The sequence below is a fragment of the Cupriavidus phytohabitans genome (assembly GCF_017815025.1).
Classification (GTDB): Bacteria; Pseudomonadota; Gammaproteobacteria; order Burkholderiales; family Burkholderiaceae; genus Cupriavidus.
The window spans coordinates 38,180-54,114 of sequence record NZ_JAGIQB010000024.1 but is presented as its reverse complement, the minus strand read 5'-3'; the positions used below and the strand labels follow the sequence as shown (position 1 = coordinate 54,114).

The following is a 15,935-nucleotide window of genomic DNA, read 5'->3' as shown; positions in this document are numbered from 1 at the left end:
GAAATTCTTGGGACATAAAGACCACGATGGCAATACGGACAATCGGGTTGCCGTACTCGTACCCGTTTCTGCGAACGGGGTGAAGAACCCGGCTGCTATGGTGCCGCCGGGTTCCCTTGCTCGTCGCCCGCCAGCTGCAACCCCTTGCCATCGACCTGGATGGTCAGGCTGGGCGAAGCCATGTGGATGCCGTTGGCGTCGAAGTTACGTTTCAGACATGCATTGAACGCGCGCGTGATTTCCGACTGCGTCAGCGGCCGGGTCTTGAACTGTGCCATCACGACCGGCCCGCTGGGGTCGAAGCGGTCCAGCCCGAGGATGTCCAGCCCCGACATCAGGTTGCGTGCGTAGCGGTGATCGCGCGCGATTTCCGTGCCGGTGGTGCGGATCAGCTCGAGCGCCCGGTCGAGGTCGCTGTGGTAGCTGATGCCGATGCTGAACACGGCATAGCCATAGCCGCGCGACAGGTTCTTGACTGCCTTGATCTGGCTGTACGGCAGCGTATGCAGCGCACCGCGGCCGTCGCGCAGCTTGACCGTGCGGATGGTCATGCCTTCGACCACGCCGGCATGGTCAGGCAGCTCGATCGAGTCGCCAATGGCAATCGAATCCTCGACCACGATGAACAGCCCCGTGATCAGGTCCTGCACCAGGCTCTGCGCCCCGAAGCCGATCGCCAGCCCGACCACCCCCGCGCCCGCCAGCAGCGGTGTCACGTTGACGCCCAGGTTGGCCAGCACGGCAATCACTGCGATCACCAGCAGGGCGATGAACGAGGCATTGCGCACCAGCGGCAGGATGGTCTTGGCACGCAGGCTGGGCTGAGCGCCGCGTCCATGCGCCGGCGACAGCGACTGCGTGACGGCGGTGTCGATCAGCAGCCAGACCAGCCAGGCGAGCAGCACGGTGCTGGTCACGCTGAACACCGTCTCGGTGATATGGCGGCCGGCCGCCGACGACTCCGCAAGCCGCACCGGCGACGTGCCCCACACGCGCATCACCATGGCGACAAAGACCATCCAGACCAGCACCCGCACCAGCGCGATCCCGAAGCGGCCGAAGCGCTGCACGTAGGCCGAGCGGCGGCGGTCGCGGAAGCGCGGCGGCTGCGACGTTGCCTTGGGCGAGCGCCTGGCGACCATGGTCAGCAGCAGCGCCGCGACGAACAGTGCGACCGAGGCGACGGTGCGGCGTAGGAACACATCGGCGTGGCCGGCGGCGAGCAGCGTGCCGATCACCGAGGTGACCACCACCGCCAGCACCGGCAAATGCCAGGCCTGTCCGATCAGCCGCAGCAGGTCGGTCATGCCCGGGTGCGACTGGCGGAAGGCCAGCGGCCGCTGGCTGATCAGCTGGCCGATCTGGCGCCGGAAGCAAAGGGCGAACACGCCGATGCCCAGCGCCGCGGCGATATTTGCCGTGGTCGACACCAGCGCGGCGAGGTTGGTGCCGATCACGGCGATGACGCGGCTGTCCGTGGCGCTGTCGCCCAGGGCCGCCAGTGCGCCGATGGCGAATAGCAGCCACGGCGAGCGCGCCAGTAGCTGTCGCACCGCAAGCTGGCGGTGGGCGGTGCGGAACAGGACGAAGATGACCTGGCACATCGCGGCGGCGATGGCACCCGCCACGATGGCGTATGCGACCAGTACCGCCGCCAGGGCGGCTGGCGAATGCGTGAAGGTGCGCGTCGCCATCAGCAGCGTGATGCCGAAGGCGACCACCCAGGGCCCGATATGGCGCAGCATGAAAATGCCGACATCCACCCAGGATGGCACCTCGGGCAGCCTGGAGCGCTCGGTACGCGGACGGGGCGGCGCGCGGCGGCGCCGGATGCGGTGGCCGATCTCCCACAGGCCCCAGCCGCTTGCGGCCCATACCGCCAGCACCAGCGCGAATTCGCGCAGCGAGTCCAGTGCCGGGCGGGTGCCGTGATGGGTCAGCGCGGCGCGCCATTCGTCGCCGGCAAAGCGCGAGCGCCAGCCCCAGTATTGCCACGGCCCGCGGTCCTCGCGCAGGTGCGTGTCGACTTCGTCGAGCACCTCGGCCACGGCGCCGATCAGCCCCGGTGCCGAAGCGCCGGCCGCCGCGGCGGACGCCGGCGCCGGCACCGCGCCGGAAGCGTCCAGGCCGCGCCGCAGGGCCTGCAGCTGGCCGACCAGCGCGCGCCGCTCGCGGTCGTCCTGCAGCGTGGCGATGACCTGGTCGAGCGACTGCGCCAGCGGCACGCTGGCCGGGGCCGCCGGCGCGCTCGCGGGCGCGGGCTTGGCTGGCGCCAGCAGCGTGGCAAGCGGGCCTGCAGCCGTGGCCGGCGCCAGCAGCGCAAACCACAGCGCCAGCACCAGCAGCGCCGGCATAAGCGGCGCCGGCATAAGCGGCACGACATGCGCGGTCAGGCTGGCACATGGTGCGAGCCGGCGTGGCCACATCGATCGGGAGTGGGCGTTGCGATCGGGTTTGCACATGGCTGGATGTCCGTGTCCGGTCCGGCGTGACGTTGCCGGCGGGGGCGCGCGGAAATGACCGTCGATCGCGCCACTGTAGCGCATCGGCGGTGCCGGGTGCCGCACCGCGGCATCCGGCCTGCCGGGCCCCGCCGCACCATTCGTCGCTTCGGACGATGCGTGGCTTGCGCCGATCCACGAATCTCGAACCCACTCCGGCGTGGGCATTTCCGCACCCGCCGGCCTTCACGGATCGCGGACAGATCACGGGCGCGCGCACCGGAGCCGGTGGCCCGCCCGGCCAGACACAAGACACAAAGCACAAAGGAAAGACGGCATGGAACTCAATGCATCGGTATCGGCAGTGGTAACGGGCGGCGCCTCGGGCCTGGGCGCGGCGACGGCGCGGGCGCTGGCGGCGCAAGGCGTGCGCGTGGCGCTGTTCGACCTCAACGTCGAGAAGGGCGAAGCGCTGGCGCGCGAGCTGGGCGGTGTGTTCTGCCAGGTCAACGTGACTTCCGAGGCCGAGGTCGAAGCCGGCTTCGCCAAGGCGCGCGCCGCTATCGGCCAGGAGCGCATCCTGGTCAACTGCGCCGGCACCGGCAACGCCATCAAGACCGCGTCGCGTTCCAAGGAGGCGCCGGACCAGATCAAGTTCTTCCCGTCCGATGCCTTCGAGCGCATCGTCCAGATCAACCTGATCGGCACCTTCCGCTGCATCGCGCGCTCGGCGGCAGGCATGCTGACGCTGGACACCGCGGGCGGCGAGCGCGGCGTGATCATCAACACCGCATCGGTGGCGGCGCAGGATGGCCAGATGGGGCAGGCCGCGTACTCGGCGTCCAAGGCCGGCGTGGTCGGCATGACGCTGCCGATCGCGCGCGACCTGGCGGGCGAGGGCATCCGCGTCAATACCATCCTGCCAGGCATCTTCAATACGCCGCTGCTGCAGGGCGCCGCCGAGAACGTCAAGGCCGCGCTGGCTGCTTCGGTGCCGTTCCCCAAGCGCCTGGGCCAGCCGGAAGAGTTCGCCTCGCTGGCCGTCGAGATGTGCCGCAACGGCTATTTCAACGGCGAATCCGTGCGGCTGGACGGCGCCATCCGGATGGCGCCGCGCTGAGCGAAGCGGCCTGGATCCAATCAACACGGAGACGCGGATGGATTTCAGCTACCTGAGCACGCTGCCTGATGCCGTGCGCCATTTCGCCGGGCTGCGGCCCGACGCGGTGGCGTATGCGTTCGAGGGCCGCCAGACCACCTACGCCGGCTTCGAGCGCAATACCGACCGGGTCGCGCAGGCGCTGCTGGCCGAGGGTATCCACGCGGGCGACCGCATTGCCTATATCGGCAAGAACAGCGACCACTACTTCGAACTGCTGCTCGGCGCGGCCAAGGCCGGCGTCGTCACCACGCCGGCCAGCTGGCGCCTGGCGCCGCCGGAGATCGAATTCATCGTCGGCCATTGCGATGCGGTGGTGCTGTTCGTCGGGCCGGAATCGGCGGCGATGGCGAAGTCGCTGCTGCCGGCGTTGCCGATGGTGCGCAAGGTGGTGCTGATGGAACCGTGCGCCGACGGCGGCGATGCCCCTTGCTACACCGACTGGCGCGACGCGCAGCCGGCCACCCCGCCGGCACACCGGCCGGCGCCGCATGATGTGGTGCTGCAGCTGTACACCTCGGGCACCACCGGGCGGCCCAAGGGCGCGATGCTGACGCACCGCAACCTGACCATCGGCACCGAGGTCAGCGAGCGCGAAGGCATTCCCTGGTCGCACTGGACTGCCGACGATATCTCGCTGGTGGCGATGCCGGTGGCGCATATCGGCGGCTCGGGCTGGGGACTGCGCAATCTGCTCTCGGGCGCCAAGGGCGTGGTCGCGCGCGAATTTGACCCGAGCGCGGTGCTGGATTTCATCGAGCACGAGCGCGTCAGCAAGCTGTTCATGGTGCCGGCGGCCATGCAGATCGTGCTGCGCGACCCGCGCGCGCACCAGGTGGACTACTCGCGGCTGAAGTACCTGCTGTACGGTGCCGCGCCGATTCCGGCGGCGCTGTTGCGCGAGGGTATCGAGGTGTTCGGCTGCGGCTTCGTGCAGCAGTACGGCATGACCGAGACCACCGGCACCATCGTCGCACTGCCGCCCGAGGACCACACCACCGAAGAGGTGCCGCGCATGCGTGCCGCAGGCAAGCCGCTGCCGGGCGTGGAAATCAAGATAGTGGACTATGAAGGGCGCGCGCTCGGGCCGGATGAAGTCGGCGAGATCGTGGTGCGCTCGCAGCACAACATGGCCGGCTACTGGAAGCAGCCCGAGGAGACCGCGCGCACCATCGACGCCGATGGCTGGCTGCGCACCGGCGACGCGGGCTACATGGATGCGCAGGGCTACCTGTACATCCACGACCGCGTCAAGGACATGATCATCAGCGGTGGCGAGAACGTCTATCCGGCCGAGGTCGAAAGCGCGATCTACGGCCACCCGCAGGTGGCCGACGTGGCGGTGATCGGCGTGCCGGACGAGAAGTGGGGCGAGGCGGTCAAGGCCATCGTCGTGCTCAAGCCGGGGCAGTCGCCCGACCGCGACGGCATCATTGCGTGGACGCGCCAGCGGCTGGCCGGCTACAAGGTGCCGAAGAGCATCGAGTTCGTCGACGCACTGCCGCGCAATCCGTCCGGCAAGCTGCTGCGGCGCAAGCTGCGCGAGCCGTTCTGGGAGGGGATGAGCCGGCAGGTGAACTAAGTCTGGCTCCCTGTTCCGCGAGCGGGGCAGGGAGCAGCATCTACTTCTTCTTGATCACGCTGACCTTGCCGTCCGCCTCCAGGTACAGCGACTTGATCTCCTCGAGCTTCTCGACTCCCTGTTCACGGTATTTGGCTTCCAGCTCTTCGTCGGTGATCGATTCGCGCCGCATGTTTTCGCGCAGCCTGGTGCCGTTGCGCACGAGCAGGATTTTCTTCGCTTCGGCAAAGCGCTGGAACGTGGGGAAATGGTAGGCCAGCAGGTCGATCAGCCGGTTCCACGCGATCAGCGTGGCGACCAGCAGCATGGCGTCGGCAATGCCTTCACCCTTGCCGGCCATGCCGTTCTGCGCCGCGTCGGCGACGATCACCACCAGCAGCAGGTCGGCAATGCCCATCGAGCCGATATCGCGCCGCACCACGAACCGGAACATCAGGAACAGCGCCCAGTACATCACCGTGCCGCGAATGACGGTCTCGAGCGGCGAGATGGTGAAGAAGAACGCTTCGCGCCAGTCGAACGAGAAGTCCATGCCCGGAACGCAGCAACTTCCGGGCCACTTTGCAGGGAGGGCACTTGTGCACGCCACGCCGCCGCGCCGACAGTAATTCTTGCAGCGGCTGCGTACGGATTGCCGTAGCGCAGCCGGCGGGCTGCCGCTTGTGCAGGAGGCAGCCGGTGCGAGGTCAGTCGGCCTGGATGCCGAATTCCTTCACGATCTTCGTATAGCGCGTGGTATCCGCCGCGATCAGCTTCGACAGCGAGGCTGGCTCGCCACCCGCCGGCGTGACCGCGATGGTGGCCATGCGCGACACCACGTCGGGCATCTTCAGGATGTCGTTGACGTGCGTGTTGAGCGTGCGCACCACGTCGGCGGGCATGTTCTTCGGACCCAGCAGCGCCTGCCAGGCGCCGATCTCGACATCCTTGTAGCCCAGCTCCGCCAGCGTCGGCACGCTGGGTGCGAACGGCGAGCGCTTCAGGTCCGCCACCGCCAGCGGCACCAGGCTGCCGTTGCCCACGTACTGCGCCACCGCTCCGTACGTGACGTAGGTCACCGGCACCTGGCCGCCGATCACGTCGACAATGGCGGGCGCCAGGCCTCGGTATGGCACCTGGCTGATCTTGATGCCGGCGGACTTGTTGAACAGTTCGCCCATGATGTGCATCGGCGAGCCGTTGCCCGGCGTGGCATAGGTTTCTACCTTGCCGGACTTGGCGCGCGCCACCAGGTCGCTGACCTTGGTGATGCCGGTGCCCTTGTTGACCACCACGAACAGCGACTGCGTGCCGATCTGCGAGATCGGCGTGAAGTCATGCTGCACGTCGTAGGTGGCGCCGGTGCCGGCCTTCAGCACCAGCGGTGCGATGGCCACGGTGTTGGGCGCCAGCAGCAGCGTGTAGCCGTCCGGGTTGGCGCGCGCGACATAGGCGCTGCCGATGGTGCCGGCGGCGCCGGTGCGGTTTTCCACCACCACCGACTGCTTCAGCCGTGGGGCCAGCTTTTCCGCGAACATGCGGGCCAGGACGTCGACATCGCCGCCGGCCGGATAGGCGACGACGATGGTAATGGGTTTGCTCGGGTACGCGCCCTGCGCCAGGGAGGTGCCGGTGCAGAGTACGGAGGCGGCGGCGGCCAGCGTGGCCAGGACTTTGCGGCGTGCAGACTTCATGATGTTCAGACCTCGGTAAAACCTGGCGCCCGGCGGGGGCCGGGGCCAACATGGCCGGTGAAGCGGCTGGTGAAGCCCGGCGCGCGGCGCCGGGGCGTGGTGGCCAACTCGGCCGACTCAGAAGATGTGCTTGATGCCGAGCATCGAGCCCCACTGGTTTGCGCCAGGGCGGGGGTTGGAGCCGGGCGAACCACCGCTCACCGACATGGCGAGCTGGCCGTCGTTGTTGATGTAGCCCGCGGTGGCATAAACCGAGGTGCGCTTGCTGAAACTGTATGTCGCGCGCAGCGCGTAGAGCATGGCCTCGTTGTCGCTGCCGTGGTAGTTCAGGAAGTAGACCTGGCCGGCCAGGTTGACCGCGGGGGTGATGTCATAGGACACGCCGGCGTAGTACAGGTCGCTGACCGGCGTGGGGCTGCCTTCGTTGTCGCGGCGGATCCAGCCGGCGCCAAGCTTGGTGTTCTTCAGCAGCATGTAGCCGCCCAGCGACAGGCGGTCGTCGGTCAGGTTGCTGTTGGTCAGGCCGCCGAAGGCGCCGGGGCCGCCGCGCTGCGAATCGTAGGCCGCGATCAGGCCCCAGGTCTTGCTGTCATAGCCGATCATGGCCGACCACTCGCGGCAGGCCTTCTTGTCGGCGGGGTTCTCGCCGGCGCAATTGGTGCCGGCCGGGCTGGGGCCGGCGTTGACCGCGTCGCGGCCGAAGCTGTACGTCGCGCCAACCACGAAGCCATTGAAGTTGGCCTTGTACGCCACCGCGTTATCGGCGCGCGTGTTGGGCAGGTAGCTGTCGAGCGAGCCCGAACCGTACACGTTCGGGCCCAGGATATCGCTGTCGAGGATGGCCCAGAACAGCATCGTGTACTGGCGGCCGAACGACAGCTGGCCATACTGGTTGCTCAGCCCGACCAGCGCCTGGCGCCCGAACAGGCGGCCGCCCTGGTTGGCGTTGCCCGTGTCGGGGGAAAAGCCCGATTCCAGCACGAACAGGCCCTTCAGCCCGCCGCCCAGGTCTTCCGTGCCGCGGATGCCCCAGCGCGACGGCACCGTGGCGGTGTTGTTGGGCACGCGCACCAGGCTGTCGCCGTTGGCGCCGACATTGCTCACATACTCGACACCGGTATCGATGACGCCATAAAGCGTCACCGAAGATTGGGCCGAGGCCAGCAGGGGGGAAGCCGCGAGCAGCGCCGCGGCGGTTCGTGCAAGTTTCATCTACCAGTTTCCTTCCGTTTTTCTGTCTTGTATTCGTCTTTGTGGTCCGGGCCGCTGCGATGGCGGGCGGATTCAGGGCAGGCTCGTTGTTGGCAGGGGTGTCTCCTCTTGTTGGCCCGTGTGAGCCGTCAGAAGCGGTGATGCCTGGCGAAAAATGCCGTCATAGCCGCTTTCGTGTTTTATATATGGAACATCAAACAACATAAGAAACGTTGAGCGAAATATAGCTTCGAGTTTCGAAAAGCGGTGAGGAGGGTTATCCCTAGTGCGGTACGGCGATGACATGCTGGGCAGCCGCCGACTGCACTCGCGGGAAGCCTGGCGTGCGCGCGGCACGGTGCGTCGTCACGCCTCTGCGCGGCCATCCAAGGCCCGTCCTTTCACGCGTTTTGCCGCACCGCCAAAGGCATTGCGCCCGATGCAAAGGCCAACGGCCGGCCACGCCGCGCAAACGGTGCGTGCACCAGCCCCGGTGCGTTGGGCTTTTCTAGCCGGATAGACCTATCGTTTACCCTGATCCAGTTTCCCGATACGCACGCCTATGCTTCAGAGGTTTTATTTGCAAACCTAAGTTTTATATATGAAACAAAATCAGCCCCCCACTTTTTCGCAGCCGGACCGGCGGCTCCTGGAGGCCCTGAGCAACGGGTTTGCGGAACGCGAGGTAACGGTGGACGGCGGCGCACAGGTGGCTTACCGCAGCGGCGGCACCAGCGGGCCCTCGATCGTGCTGCTGCATGGCATCAGCTCAGGCGCAGCTTCATGGCTGCCTTGCGCCAGCCTGCTGGCCGCGCAGGCGCGCGTGATCGCCTGGGACGCGCCGGGCTACGGCAATTCGACGCCGCTGGCGCAGCAGCGCCCGCTGGCATCCGACTACGCGCAACGGCTGGACGGCATGCTGCAGGCGCTGGCGATCCAGCCTGCCCTGATCGTCGGCCATTCGCTGGGCGCACTGATGGCCGCGGCCTATGTCGCCAATGCACGCAACCTGCCCGCGCGGCTGCTGCTGCTGAGCGTGGCCCAGGGATACGGCGCCGCGGGCAAGGAGGCGCAGGCGCAGCAGGTGGCACAGCAGCGGCTGGCGGCATTGGACACGCTCGGCGTGGAAGGGCTGGCGCAACGCGGGCCCGCCCGGCTGCTGAGCGAGCTGGCCGATGCCGGGGCACAGTCGTGGGTGCGCTGGAACATGCAGCGGCTCAACCCGGACGGCTATCGCCAGGCCGTGGCGATGCTGTGCGGCGACGATATCGACCGTTACCTGTCGCGCCGTCCGCCATTGCTGCCCACGCGCATCGCCTGCGGGAGCCACGACGTGGTGACCACGCCGGTGGCCTGCGGCACGCTGGCCGAACGCTTCGACCTGCCGCTGGCCCTGATCCCCGACGCCGGCCATGCGTGCTACATCGAGCAGGCCGCCGCCACTGCACGGCTGATCCGCTCGGCGCTGCCTGAAGGCACCGCCTGATCCCACCGGCGCCGCCAGCAGCGCGGCGCCGCTGCCTTGGCGCGCCGCTTGCGCCACCTGACCCGGACTCACGGGTTTACCCCAGTCAATTTTTGCGGTCGCGTTGTCTATAGTCGTACCTGTGTTCAATATCTAAACCAGTGTTTCATTAGTAAAACACGACGGACGCAAAAGCAGGGCGCGTCCGGGCGGTTCGGAACACGGTCCCCCAAGCTGCAAGACATGGAGCAAAGCGCAATGGAAAGCCTCTCGTACAACCCGAACCTGGTGCCCTGGGAGCGTCCGGCGCCGAACAACGTCGCAGGCAAGGGCCATATCGAACAGCCCGGCAAGGTTGCCAACATCGTGTGGCAGACCCGCGCCAGCGCCCCGAGCGCCTATGAGAACGCGCTTGGCGATGCGCTCGAGGCCGCCTTCGAAGGCGGTGCGCAGAACCCGCAGGACATCGTGCGCGCGTTCAACGCCGCCGGCTTCCTGACCGTCGACAGCCAGCCCTGGACCGAAGAGCGTTTCCTGTCGGAAATGCGCCGTCTGGGTGCCTGAACCAAGCCGCCCCGGAACAGCGTTTTAGCGAGAACCACATGGAATCGAACAAGCAAGCCCGCGCCGAAGCCCGCCTGAACACCGGCCTGCGCAATTACTGGTATCCGGTCGCCGCCTCGTGGGCGGTGTCCCACGCCCCGATCGGCATCACCCGCCTGAGCCAGAACATCGTGCTGTGGCGCGACGGCGCCGGCCAGGTCCACGCGCTGGAAGACCGCTGCCCGCACCGCGGCGCGCGCCTGTCGATGGGCTGGAACCTCGGCGACCGCGTCGCCTGCTGGTACCACGGCGTGGAAGTCGGCGGCGACGGCCAGGTCAAGAGCGTGCCGGCGGTCGAGAGCTGCCCGCTGGAAGGCCGCACCTGCGTGCGCAGCTACCCGGTGCAGGAAAAGGCCGGCGCGATCTTCCTGTGGTTCGGCGACCAGGCGCCGCAAGGCGAAGGCAGCCCCGACGAGCTGCGCCTGCCGGAAGAACTGGTCAGCGAGGAACACAGCAACTTCCTGTGCGTGGCGCACTGGGACTGCAACTACCGCTACGCCATCGACAACGTGATGGACCCGATGCACGGCGCCTACCTGCACGCGGTGTCGCACTCGATGGCCTGTGGCGAAAAGTCCGCCGTGATGCAGATCCGCGAAACCGAGCACGGCCTGGTGTTCGAGAAGACCGGCCAGCGCGGCGTCAACTTCGACTGGGTGGAATTCGGCGAGACCGGCACGCTGTGGCTGCGCCTGGCGATCCCGTACCGCGCCAGCGTCGGCCCCGGCGGTCCGTTCGGCATCGTCGGCATGGCAACGCCGGTGGATGAAGACCACTGCATGGTGTTCTTCTGGCGTACCCGCCACGTGCAGGGCTGGGAGCGCGACGTGTGGCGCTTTCTGTATCGCAATCGCCTGGAGCAGCTGCACTGGGACGTGCTGGAGCAGGACCGCGTGGTGCTGGAAATGATGGCCCCCAACGCGCGCGACCACGAGATGCTGTACCAGCACGATGCCGGCATCACGCGCGTGCGCCGTCTGCTGAAGCGCCGCGCCGAGCAGGAAGTCGCCGACGAGCCGGTTGCCATGCTGAAGCCGGCGCAAGCCTCCGGAGCCGCCAGCCATGCCTGAGGCCATCAAGAACAACACGCTGCTGGCAGGCCGCAAGGTGCTGGTCACCGGCGCCGCGCGCGGCCTGGGCCTGGCCTTCGTCAAGTCGCTCGCCGAAGCCGGCGCCAGCGTGGCGATGGCCGACATCCTGGCCGAGCGCCTGCAGCAGGAAGCTGACGCGCTGCGGGCTGCCGGACTGAAAGTGGTGCCGGTCACGCTGGACCTGTCGGACCCCGCCTCGGTGCAGGCCTGCGCCGACGCGGCGGTGAAGGCCCTGGGCGGCCTCGACGGCCTGGTCAACAACGCCGCCGTGACCGATTCGGGCGGCCGCGACGCCAGCGCCATCGACATCGCAACCTGGGACCGCGTGATGAACGTCAACGTGCGCGGCACCTGGCTGATGACCGCCGCCTGCCTGCCGGCGCTGCGCGCCAGCGGCCGTGGCGCGGTGGTCAACCTGGCCTCGGATACGCCGCTGTGGGGCGCGCCCAACCTGCTCGCCTATGTGGCCAGCAAGAGCGCCATCATCGGCATGACCCGTTCGCTGGCGCGCGAGCTGGGCAAGGACCAGATCACCGTCAACGCGGTGGCCCCGGGCCTGACGCTGGTGGAAGCCACCGAATACGTGCCCCAGCACCGCCACGACCTGTACCGCGAGCAGCGCGCGATCTCGCGCGAGCAACTGCCCGACGACGTCTGCGGCGCGGTGCTGTTCGCACTGTCCGACCTCGCCCGTTTCGTGACCGGCCAGACGCTGGCGGTCAACGGCGGCTTTGTCATGCATTGATCCAACCGATCCACCGAAAGCCACATCAAAAGCAGAAGGAATCCAAATGAGCGATCTTTCCCAACAGCAAAACATCAAGCGTTCCTGGGACCAGCCGGACGGCGCCTCGTTCGACCAGTGGATGGAAAGCCGCGTCGCGCGCTTCTCCACGCGTAAGTACGACTGGGACGCGCTGAAGTTCCAGGCCGACTACGACCCCAAGTACCGCCGCGCGCAGATGCGCTACCTGGGCACCGGCGGCACCGGCGTGGCCGCTGACACCAACACGGTGCCGAGCGAACACTTCACCTTCTCGACGATGATCATCCCGGCCGGTCATGAAGGCCCGTCGCATATCCACACCGACGTGGAAGAGGTGTTCTTCGTTATGCGCGGCAAGATCAAGCTGATCCTGGAAAAGGACGGCGAGCGCTTCGAGACCATCCTGACCGACCGCGACCTGGTCTCGGTGCCGCCGGGCGTGTACCGCGAGGAAATCAATATCGGCGAGGAAGACGCGCTGATGTGCGTGATGCTCGGCGCCCAAAAGCCGATCACGCCAACCTACCCGCCCGAGCACCCGCTGTCGAAGATCAAGCGCTGATGCGCCACCGGCCCGTCCGCACGCACTGACCATGAACACCAACGCCTTCCCGACGACGCCAGCCGCCAACGAGACCCCGGACAAGTACATCGTCCCGGGCCTGGAGCGCGGGCTGCGCCTGCTCGGCGAGTTCAGCAGCAAGGACCGCACCATGTCGGCCGCGGAACTGGCGCGCCGCCTGAAGGTGCCGCGCTCCACCGTGTTCCGCCTGCTGGCCACGCTGGAAATGCTGGGCTTTGTCGAGCGCGCCGACGGCGGCCGCGATTTCCGGCTGGGCATGGCGGTGCTGCGCCTCGGGTTCGAGTACCTGGCGTCGCTGGAGCTGACCGAGCTGGGCCGCCCGCTGCTGGAGCGGCTGCGCGACGAGATCGGCTATCCGACCAACCTGGTGGTGCGCGACGGGCGTTCGATCGTGTATGTGGCCAAGGCGGTGTCGCCGCGGCCCTTCGCCAGCTCGGTCAACGTCGGCACGCGTTTGCCGGCGCATGCCACGGTGCTGGGCCGGGTGTTGCTCGAAGACCTGTCGCTGGCGGAACTGCGCGCGCTGTATCCGGAGGCGCAGCTGGAAGTGTTCTCCGACAGCACGCCGCGCACGGCCGATGCGCTCTTTGCCATCGTGCAGCGCGACCGCGAGCGCGGCTATGTGCTGCAGGAAGGCTTCTTCGAGGCCAGCATCTCGACCATCGCCGCGCCGGTGCGCGACCGCACCGGCAAGGTGGTGGCGGCGCTCGGCGCCACCATCCCCGCCGCGCATATCGATCCGGAACAGCTGGACGCGATGGTGGAGAAGGTGAGGAACACCGCGGGCGAGCTGTCGCGCCTGCTCGACTACCGGCCGTCGCTGCACAGCGCCGGCAAGGTCGTGAATCTGTATCGGGAGTGAGGACAATGTCCATGATTGAACTCGGCGGCAAGGTTGCCGTCGTTACCGGCGGGTCCTCCGGCATCGGGCTGGCGACCGTCGAACTGCTGCTCGAAGCGGGCGCCGCAGTCGCAGTGTGCGGCCGCGACGAAGCCCGCCTGCGCAGCGCCGAAGCGCAGCTGCGCGAGACATTCCCCGGGTGCCGGCTCCATGCCGCCACCTGCGACGTGCTCAGGCCGGAACAGGTCGCCGCCTTCGCCGCCGACGTGCAGGCCACGCTGGGCAACGTCGACATGCTGGTCAACAACGCCGGCCAGGGCCGCGTGTCCACCTTCGCCAACACCGAAGACGCGGCCTGGATGGACGAACTGCAGCTCAAGTTCTTCTCCGTGATCCACCCGACGCGCGCGTTCTTGCCGCAGCTGGAGAAGTCGGGCCAGGGCGCCATCGTCTGCGTCAACTCGCTGCTGGCGCAGCAGCCCGAGCCGCACATGGTGGCGACTTCCGCCGCGCGCGCCGGCGTGCTGAACCTGGTGCGCTCGATGGCCACCGAGTTCGCGCCCAAAGGTGTCCGCGTCAACGGCATCCTGATCGGGCTGGTCGAGTCGGGCCAGTGGCGCCGCCGCTTCGAGGCGCGCCCCGAAGAAGACCGCCACCTGGACTGGGGCGCGTGGACCGCGCGCCTGGCCCAGCAGAAACATATTCCCCTTGGACGTCTGGGACTGCCTGTCGAGGCAGCCCGCGCCATCCTGTTCCTTGCCTCGCCGTTGTCTTCGTACACCACGGGCAGCCATATCGATATCTCCGGAGGACACTCCCGTCATGCCTAATCAACACCAGTACGAACAACAGCAGGTCACCGTCGGCTGCGCCATCACGGCGTTCCTTGAGCAGTGCGGGGTCAAGGCCGCGTTCGGCGTGATCTCGATCCACAACATGCCGATCCTCGACGCCATGGGCGAGCGCGGCAAGATCCGCTTCGTGCCGGCGCGCGGCGAAGCGGGCGGCACCAACATGGCCGACGCCTGTGCCCGCACCACCGGCGGCCTGGGCGTGTGCCTGACCAGCACCGGCACCGCCGCGGGCAACGCCGCCGGCGCCATGGTCGAAGCGCTGACCGCCGGCACGCCGATGCTGCATATCACCGGCCAGATCGAGACGCCGTACCTGGACCAGAGCCTGGCCTACATCCACGAAGCGCCGGACCAGCTCACCATGCTGAAGGCCGTGTCGAAGGCCGCTTTCCGCATCCGCAGCGCCGACACCGCGATCAGCACCATCAAGCTGGCGGTGCAGACCGCGCTGACGGCGCCGACCGGCCCGGTCAGCGTGGAAATCCCCATCGACATCCAGGCCGCGCTGATCGACATGCCGGTTGACCTGCAGCCGCTGCCGGTGCCGCAGCACGTGCCGTCGGCGCACGCGCTCGATGCGCTGGCCGAGCGCCTGGTCAACGCCCGGCGCCCGCTGCTGTGGCTGGGCGGCGGTGCGCGCCACGCCAGCAAGCAGGTGCAGCGCCTGCTCGACCTGGGCTTCGGCGTGGTCACCAGCACGCAAGGCCGCGGCATCGTGGCGGAGGACGATCCGCGCTCGCTGGGCGCCTACAACCTGCACAAGCCGGTCGAGGCCTTCTACCAGACCTGCGACGCGATGCTGGTGGTGGGTTCGCGCCTGCGCGGCAACGAAACGCTGAAGTACGAACTGAAGCTGCCGCGCCCGCTGCTGCGCATCGACGCCGATCCCGCCGCCGAAGGCCGCTGCTACCTGAGCGACTACTTTGTCAGCGGTGACGCCGCGCTGGCGCTGGACGCCCTCGCAGATCGACTCGAAAAGCGTATGAAGGTCGACCCGGCCTTCGCCGCCGACCTGCGCCGCGCGCACGACACCGCCGTCAACAGCCTGGTCGATGGCCTGGGCCCGTACTCGGCACTGGTGCAGGCATTGCAAGGTGCTGTGGGCCGCAACTTCAACTGGGTGCGCGACGTGACCGTGTCGAACAGCACCTGGGGCAACCGCGAACTGCGCATCTTCGACTCGCGCGCCGGCGTGCATGCGCTGGGCGGCGGCATCGGCCAGGGCCTGGCGATGGGCATCGGCGCCGCGATCGGCGCGGCGGCTACCGCATCGGGCAAGAAGACCTTCACTCTGGCCGGCGACGGCGGCTTCATCCTGAACCTGGGTGAGCTGGCCACTGCCGTGCAGGAACGCGCCGACATGGTCATCGTGCTGATGAACGACAAGGGCTACGGCGTGATCAAGAACATCCAGGACGCACAGTACGGCGGCCGCCGCCACTACGTGGACCTGCATACGCCCGACTACGCCGCGCTGGCGAAGTCACTGTCGCTGCGCCATGCGCGCGTCAGCAGCCTGGCCGAAGTCGGTGCCGCGCTGGAGCAGGCCACGGTCGAGCCCGGCCCGTTCCTGCTGGAAATCGACATGCTGTCGATCGGCAGCTTCAAGACCGTGTTTGCCGGCCCGCCGGTGAACAAGGAAACCCCGGCTTCGGAACAGGCCACCGTCAGCGCCTGAGGAGAGCA

General features: G+C 67.9%; 14 protein-coding genes. 10 read left to right on the top strand and 4 right to left on the bottom strand.

What is annotated here, in order from left to right; genetic code table 11:
* Positions 1 to 95: 95 nt before the first annotated feature.
* Positions 96 to 2,369 (bottom strand): mechanosensitive ion channel family protein, encoded by a 2,274-nt coding sequence (locus J8I34_RS17860; protein WP_245175990.1) that lies wholly within the window; start codon positions 2,367 to 2,369, stop codon positions 96 to 98.
* Between the two features lie 409 nt (positions 2,370 to 2,778).
* Here J8I34_RS17860 and J8I34_RS17855 point away from each other — a divergent pair, with 409 nt between their 5' ends.
* Both J8I34_RS17855 and J8I34_RS17850 read left to right on the top strand, forming a co-directional pair.
* Entirely contained in the window at positions 2,779 to 3,561 is a 783-nt protein-coding gene (locus J8I34_RS17855; protein WP_029047269.1) for an SDR family NAD(P)-dependent oxidoreductase, read from the top strand.
* A 37-nt stretch (positions 3,562 to 3,598) separates the two neighbouring features.
* Positions 3,599 to 5,182: a fatty acid--CoA ligase gene (locus J8I34_RS17850; protein ID WP_209775322.1), complete on the top strand. Its 1,584-nt coding sequence runs from the start codon at positions 3,599 to 3,601 to the stop codon at positions 5,180 to 5,182.
* Positions 5,183 to 5,222: 40 nt separating this feature from the next.
* Here J8I34_RS17850 and J8I34_RS17845 read toward each other — a convergent pair whose 3' ends face one another.
* The 3 genes from J8I34_RS17845 to J8I34_RS17835 form a co-directional block, all read right to left on the bottom strand.
* Positions 5,223 to 5,714: a DUF421 domain-containing protein gene (locus tag J8I34_RS17845; RefSeq protein ID WP_209806611.1), complete on the bottom strand. Its 492-nt coding sequence runs from the start codon at positions 5,712 to 5,714 to the stop codon at positions 5,223 to 5,225.
* Positions 5,715 to 5,868: 154 nt separating this feature from the next.
* Complete coding sequence (locus J8I34_RS17840) at positions 5,869 to 6,855, bottom strand: Bug family tripartite tricarboxylate transporter substrate binding protein (protein WP_209775320.1); 987 nt, start codon at positions 6,853 to 6,855, stop codon at positions 5,869 to 5,871.
* Between the two features lie 117 nt (positions 6,856 to 6,972).
* Positions 6,973 to 8,067, bottom strand: coding sequence for a porin (locus J8I34_RS17835; RefSeq protein ID WP_029047265.1), 1,095 nt, complete (start codon positions 8,065 to 8,067; stop codon positions 6,973 to 6,975).
* Positions 8,068 to 8,647: 580 nt separating this feature from the next.
* Between J8I34_RS17835 and J8I34_RS17830 the strand changes: the two genes are divergently transcribed.
* The 8 genes from J8I34_RS17830 (at position 8,648) to J8I34_RS17795 (ending at position 15,927) form a co-directional block, all read left to right on the top strand.
* Positions 8,648 to 9,532, top strand: a complete 885-nt coding sequence (locus J8I34_RS17830; RefSeq protein WP_209775319.1) for an alpha/beta fold hydrolase — start codon at positions 8,648 to 8,650, stop codon at positions 9,530 to 9,532.
* A 237-nt stretch (positions 9,533 to 9,769) separates the two neighbouring features.
* Positions 9,770 to 10,075: a recombinase-like helix-turn-helix domain-containing protein gene (locus J8I34_RS17825; RefSeq protein WP_371748097.1), complete on the top strand. Its 306-nt coding sequence runs from the start codon at positions 9,770 to 9,772 to the stop codon at positions 10,073 to 10,075.
* A 38-nt stretch (positions 10,076 to 10,113) separates the two neighbouring features.
* Positions 10,114 to 11,184 carry an aromatic ring-hydroxylating dioxygenase subunit alpha gene (locus J8I34_RS17820; protein ID WP_209775317.1) on the top strand — a complete coding sequence of 357 codons (1,071 nt, stop codon included), beginning with the start codon at positions 10,114 to 10,116 and terminating at the stop codon, positions 11,182 to 11,184.
* Complete coding sequence (locus J8I34_RS17815; RefSeq protein WP_209775316.1) at positions 11,177 to 11,950, top strand: SDR family oxidoreductase; 774 nt, start codon at positions 11,177 to 11,179, stop codon at positions 11,948 to 11,950. Before J8I34_RS17820 ends, J8I34_RS17815 begins: the two co-directional genes overlap by 8 nt.
* 46 nt (positions 11,951 to 11,996) lie before the next feature.
* Positions 11,997 to 12,533 carry a cupin domain-containing protein gene (locus J8I34_RS17810; protein ID WP_029047260.1) on the top strand — a complete coding sequence of 179 codons (537 nt, stop codon included), beginning with the start codon at positions 11,997 to 11,999 and terminating at the stop codon, positions 12,531 to 12,533.
* Positions 12,534 to 12,564: 31 nt separating this feature from the next.
* Entirely contained in the window at positions 12,565 to 13,416 is an 852-nt protein-coding gene (locus J8I34_RS17805) for an IclR family transcriptional regulator (RefSeq protein ID WP_029047259.1), read from the top strand.
* A gap of 5 nt (positions 13,417 to 13,421) precedes the next feature.
* The gene (locus J8I34_RS17800; protein ID WP_209775315.1) at positions 13,422 to 14,225 is read left to right on the top strand and encodes an SDR family oxidoreductase; all 804 of its coding nucleotides are present in this window, start codon (positions 13,422 to 13,424) and stop codon (positions 14,223 to 14,225) included.
* Entirely contained in the window at positions 14,218 to 15,927 is a 1,710-nt protein-coding gene (locus J8I34_RS17795) for a thiamine pyrophosphate-binding protein (RefSeq protein WP_029047257.1), read from the top strand. The genes J8I34_RS17800 and J8I34_RS17795 overlap by 8 nt, the downstream gene beginning before the upstream one ends.
* The last annotated feature ends 8 nt before the right edge of the window (positions 15,928 to 15,935 follow it).

Excerpts from the sequence above, each read along its gene's own strand:
- J8I34_RS17815 (WP_209775316.1), top strand. The coding sequence starts at position 11,177 with ATGCCTGAGGCCATCAAGAACAACACGCTGCTGGCAGGCCGCAAGGTG.
- J8I34_RS17820 (WP_209775317.1), top strand. The coding sequence starts at position 10,114 with ATGGAATCGAACAAGCAAGCCCGCGCCGAAGCCCGCCTGAACACCGGC.
- J8I34_RS17830 (WP_209775319.1), top strand. The coding sequence starts at position 8,648 with ATGAAACAAAATCAGCCCCCCACTTTTTCGCAGCCGGACCGGCGGCTC.
- J8I34_RS17835 (WP_029047265.1), bottom strand. The coding sequence starts at position 8,067 with ATGAAACTTGCACGAACCGCCGCGGCGCTGCTCGCGGCTTCCCCCCTG.
- J8I34_RS17795 (WP_029047257.1), top strand. The coding sequence starts at position 14,218 with ATGCCTAATCAACACCAGTACGAACAACAGCAGGTCACCGTCGGCTGC.
- J8I34_RS17805 (WP_029047259.1), top strand. The coding sequence starts at position 12,565 with ATGAACACCAACGCCTTCCCGACGACGCCAGCCGCCAACGAGACCCCG.
- J8I34_RS17825 (WP_371748097.1), top strand. The coding sequence starts at position 9,770 with ATGGAAAGCCTCTCGTACAACCCGAACCTGGTGCCCTGGGAGCGTCCG.
- J8I34_RS17800 (WP_209775315.1), top strand. The coding sequence starts at position 13,422 with ATGTCCATGATTGAACTCGGCGGCAAGGTTGCCGTCGTTACCGGCGGG.
- J8I34_RS17850 (WP_209775322.1), top strand. The coding sequence starts at position 3,599 with ATGGATTTCAGCTACCTGAGCACGCTGCCTGATGCCGTGCGCCATTTC.
- J8I34_RS17810 (WP_029047260.1), top strand. The coding sequence starts at position 11,997 with ATGAGCGATCTTTCCCAACAGCAAAACATCAAGCGTTCCTGGGACCAG.
- J8I34_RS17855 (WP_029047269.1), top strand. The coding sequence starts at position 2,779 with ATGGAACTCAATGCATCGGTATCGGCAGTGGTAACGGGCGGCGCCTCG.
- J8I34_RS17860 (WP_245175990.1), bottom strand. The coding sequence starts at position 2,369 with ATGCCGGCGCCGCTTATGCCGGCGCTGCTGGTGCTGGCGCTGTGGTTT.
- J8I34_RS17845 (WP_209806611.1), bottom strand. The coding sequence starts at position 5,714 with ATGGACTTCTCGTTCGACTGGCGCGAAGCGTTCTTCTTCACCATCTCG.
- J8I34_RS17840 (WP_209775320.1), bottom strand. The coding sequence starts at position 6,855 with ATGAAGTCTGCACGCCGCAAAGTCCTGGCCACGCTGGCCGCCGCCGCC.